This window comes from Streptomyces sp. NPDC127084 (assembly GCF_042724175.1).
In the GTDB taxonomy this organism is placed as follows: Bacteria; Actinomycetota; Actinomycetes; order Streptomycetales; family Streptomycetaceae; genus Streptomyces.
The window spans coordinates 8,820-12,934 of the sequence record NZ_JBHXFA010000150.1; the positions used below are offsets into that span (position 1 = coordinate 8,820).

A 4,115-nucleotide genomic window follows, 5' to 3' on the forward strand; every position below is an offset into this window, starting at 1 on the left:
CGGCGGGTGCCCGGGGGGGGTGGGGCGGGGTCCCTGGGGCGGGGGGGGGCGGGGGGGCGGGGGGCCCCGGGGGGGGGGCCCCCCCCGGGGGGCACGCGTCGCGTGGCCCCTGGACCTGCTTGACCGTCGGATCGGCAGTCAGGTCAGTGGCGGTCGAAGTAGTCCGGCTGGGTCTGCACATTGAGCTCGTGTATCCGGATCCGCTTCGCCGGGTCGGTGCGGCGGTCGTCGAGCCTCAGCACGTCGAGGCCCTTGGCGATGTCGTTCGAGTAGATGTAGCCGTTGTAGTAGTAAGCCGACCAGGAACCTCCCGTGGTGAGGGTGTCGGTGGACAGCGGACCGCGCTCGAAGTAGGCGATCTCCCTGGGCTTGGCCGAGTCGGTGAACTCCCATACCGAGACGCCGCCCTGATACCAGGCCTGAACCATGATGTCGCGGCCCCTGACCGGGATGAGCGAGCCGTTGTGGGCCACACAGTTCTCGGTGCTCGCCTGGTGGCGGTCGATCTTGAAGTAGCTGCGGAAGACCAGTTTGCGCTTGTCGCCCTTGCCGACGATGTCGTAGATACCGTCCGCGCCGCGGTTCGGCCCGATCTCGGCGCTGCAGGTAGCGCCTACACCACCGCCGAGTTCGTCGGTGAACACGACCTTGTCGGCCCGCTGGTTGAAGGTCGCCGAGTGCCAGAAGGCGAAGTTGACGTTGTCCTGGACCTGGTCGATGACCTTGGGGCGTTCGGGGTCCCGGATATCGAACAGGATGCCGTCACCCATACAGGCGCCCGCCGCGAGGTCCTTCGACGGGAGGACGGTGATGTCGTGACAGCCCGTCGTCTTGGAGACACCGGGGTTCGTCGGGCTTCCCGGGTTGCCACCACCATCAGGGCCCTCACCGGGGAAGAGCACCGGGAAGTTGACGACCGCCGCCTTCTCGGGGGCCTTGCGCGGCACCTTGATGACGGAGATTCCGTCATGCGGGGGCTGGCAGTCGGGGAACGTGGTGTTCGGCGAGTACGAGGACACGTACACGTACACGTTGCGGCGATCGGGCACCAGGGTGTGGGTGTGCGATCCGCAGGCGGTCTCCACGGCGGCGACGTACTTCGGATTGCGCTTGTCGCTGATGTCGAAGATCTTCATGCCCTCCCAGGAGGACTTCTCGGTCGCGGGCTGCGTGGTGCTGGCGCACGAGTTGTCACTGCGTGAGGAGTCGGTGGACAGGAAGAGCAGGTCCCCCGAGACGGACACGTCGTTCTGCGAGCCGGGACAGAGAACCTGGGCGACGGTCTTCGGGGCCTTCGGATTGCGGATGTCGAAGATCCGGAATCCGTCGTAGTTGCCGGCGAAGGCGTATCCGCCCTGGAAGGCCAGATCGGAGTTGGTGCCCTTGAGGGCGTCCTTGGGGATGTTGGCGAGTGGTGTGAGGTTGTCGCTGTGGACGATCTCGTCCGCTCCGGGTATCTCACCGCCGGTCACGGCCGCCTTGGCGTCGGCACGCTGGGCCGGGGAGACGGCCTGCTGATGCGGGGCATCCCCGGGGTCGGGAATGGCTGCCGCCGGTCCGGCGGTCAGCAGTGTGGCGAGCAACCCGGCCGCGGCTGCTGCCGCGGCCACGACCGAGCGTCTGCGCCGCGGCATGCGGGTGGTGTGCAACGAGAACACTGGGACTCCCTTTGCTCCGTTGTCTCCGTAATCCCCGTTCGGTATTGAACGGTTCGCGAATCCTCGGGCAGTATCACCCTTTGCATGTTCATTCCAATAGGGTCAATCAGCACCGTCATGCAAGACACTGATCGTCCAGCACGGCAAGTGAGCTCTTCTGATCATCAACGCACCGTGTATCGCAGGAGGTTGCGTGTCGCCGATCCGTGGAACCCACCGGTTCCCCAGCCTTGCCGCAGCCCTGCTGAGCGCCCTACTCGCCCTGAGCGCCTGCGATTCGGAAGCCGGGAGAGCGAAGGCGCGGACCGCGAACGAGACTGGTACGCCTCTGGTGGTCGCGCCCGGCAGACCGGGCGAGCCGGCGCGGACGTTGTCGGCCGACGAGGCGCGGAGGGCCGTACCGGACAACCGCCCGAACGCGGCGGATCTCGCGTACGCGCGGATGATGATCGTCCATCACCGCCAGGCACTGGAAATGACGGCTCTGGCGCCCGGCCACGCGGCCGGCGAGCGGCTCAAGCGGCTGGCGGAGCGGATCGACGCGGCACAGCGTCCTGAGATCGGCGCCATGGAGGCCTGGCTGAAGGCCAACGGCGGGGGCACGGACGGCGGCCACGGCTCCCATGGCCAGGGCGGTCACGACCACGGCGCGATGCCGGGTATGGCCACCCCGGCCCAGCTGACGCAGCTGCGGGCGGCCCACGGCGCGGCGTTCGACAAGCTCTTCCTGACTTTGATGATCACCCATCACGCGGGCGCGGTCACCATGGCGACCGAGGTGCTCTCGAACGGCCGGAACGTCCAGATGGAGGAGATGGCGAGTGAGGTGATCGCCCAGCAGACCGCTGAGATCAACCGTATGCGCGCGATGTGAGTCTCCCCGCGCGCCGCTTCGAGTGCCATGCTGGAGACACCCTGCGGGAAGGAGCGCGGTCGTGCTTCGAGTCGCCGTCGTCGGTTCGGGTCCGAGCGGGGTGTACACCGCTCAGGCTCTTGTCCAGCAGACCCGGGTCCCGGACGTCCGTGTGGATGTACTCGACCGCCTCCCCTGTCCCTACGGGCTGGTGAGGTACGGGGTCGCACCCGACCACGAGAAGATCAAGTCCCTCCAGAACAACCTGCGGACGGTGCTGGAGGACGAACGGATCGGCTTCATCGGCAATGTCGAGGTGGGCTCCAAGGGCCTGTCACCCGCACGACTGCTCGACGCCTACCACGCCGTCGTGTACTGCGTAGGCGCGGCACGGGACCGCAGGCTCGGGGTACCGGGCGAGGATCTGCCGGGAAGCCGTTCGGCCACCGACTTCGTCTCCTGGTACAGCGCGCACCCCGACTCGCCGGACCCCGGCTTCGCGCTCGGCGACGTGCGTTCGGCCGTGGTCATCGGGGTCGGCAATGTCGCCGTCGATGTCACGCGGATCCTCGCCCGCGGCGCCGCCGAACTGCGTCCGACCGATGTGCCGATCGCCGCCCTGCACGCGCTGGCGGCCAGCGGGGTACGCGAGGTGCACATGGTCGGCAGACGGGGTCCCGCACAGGCGAAGTTCACCACCAAGGAACTGCGGGAGCTGGGCGGGCTATCGCGGGTGGGGGTGGAGGTCGAGCCGGCGGAACTGGCGCTCGATCCCGGATACGCGGATCCGTCGGCGCTGCCCGCGGTGAACCGGCGCAACGTCGAGGTAGTCCGGGGCTGGGCGGCGGACTCCTCCGGGGAGGCGACTCCCGCCCCCGCGAGGCGAATTCGGCTGCGCTTCTTCCTGCGGCCCGTGGAACTGCTGGCGGGTGAGGACGGCCGGGTCGCCGCTGTGCGCTGCGAGCGGACCGAACCGGATGGCAGCGGCGGGCTGCGCGGCACGGGAGCATACGAGGACATCGAGGCGCAACTGGTGCTCCGGGCGGTCGGCTATCGCGGAGTGCCGCTGGCGGGGCTGCCGTTCGACCGGACCCGGGGAACGATCCCCCACCAGGAGGGGCGGGTGCTGCGTGATGGCGCGCCGTCACCCGGCGAGTACGTCGCCGGGTGGATCAAGCGAGGGCCCACCGGCGTGATCGGCACCAACCGGCCGTGCGCCAAGGAGACCGTGACCTCCCTGCTCGCGGACGCCGGTGAGCTGTCGGCTCGGCCGCTCACGGGTGAGCCCCTCGATGTGCTGCGGAGTCTGGGACACGAGCCGGTCGAGTGGCCGGGCTGGCTGGCCATCGAGGACGCCGAGGCGGCGCTGGGGCGCTCCCTCGGGCGGCGCTCGGTGAAGATCCCCGACTGGCTCGGGTTGCTGGCGGCGGCGCGCGGGGCGGACGCAGGGCACGGTGAAGGGACCACCGCACACGGACACGGTGGTGGGGGGGGGGGGGCGGGCGGGGGCGGCCCCCCCCCGCCCCCCCCGGGGGCGGGCGGGCGCCGCGCCCGGCCCCCCCCCCCCCGGCGGGGCGGGGGGCGCGGCGCCGGCCCCCCCCCGC

General features: G+C 70.0%; 2 protein-coding genes and 1 pseudogene. 2 read left to right on the forward strand and 1 reads right to left on the reverse strand.

Translation table 11 applies throughout. The features are described 5' to 3' along the window. Window positions 1-143 precede the first annotated feature (143 nt). On the reverse strand, window positions 144-1,634 hold the full coding sequence (locus ACFWI9_RS27450) for an LVIVD repeat-containing protein (protein WP_387165987.1): 1,491 nt from the start codon (window positions 1,632-1,634) through the stop codon (window positions 144-146). A gap of 217 nt (window positions 1,635-1,851) precedes the next feature. On the opposite strand from ACFWI9_RS27450, the gene ACFWI9_RS27455 reads away from it, so the two are divergent. Beyond that, a complete protein-coding gene (locus tag ACFWI9_RS27455; RefSeq protein ID WP_387165981.1) occupies window positions 1,852-2,532 on the forward strand; it encodes a DUF305 domain-containing protein in 681 nt (226 codons plus the stop codon). Window positions 2,533-2,593: 61 nt separating this feature from the next. Next, a pseudogene (locus tag ACFWI9_RS27460) lies at window positions 2,594-3,943 on the forward strand (FAD-dependent oxidoreductase); the annotation flags it as partial. Window positions 3,944-4,115 lie beyond the last annotated feature (172 nt).

Bases quoted from the DNA above. Each gene is read 5' to 3' on its own strand.
- ACFWI9_RS27450 (WP_387165987.1), bottom strand. From the start codon at position 1,634: ATGCCGCGGCGCAGACGCTCGGTCGTGGCCGCGGCAGCAGCCGCGGCC.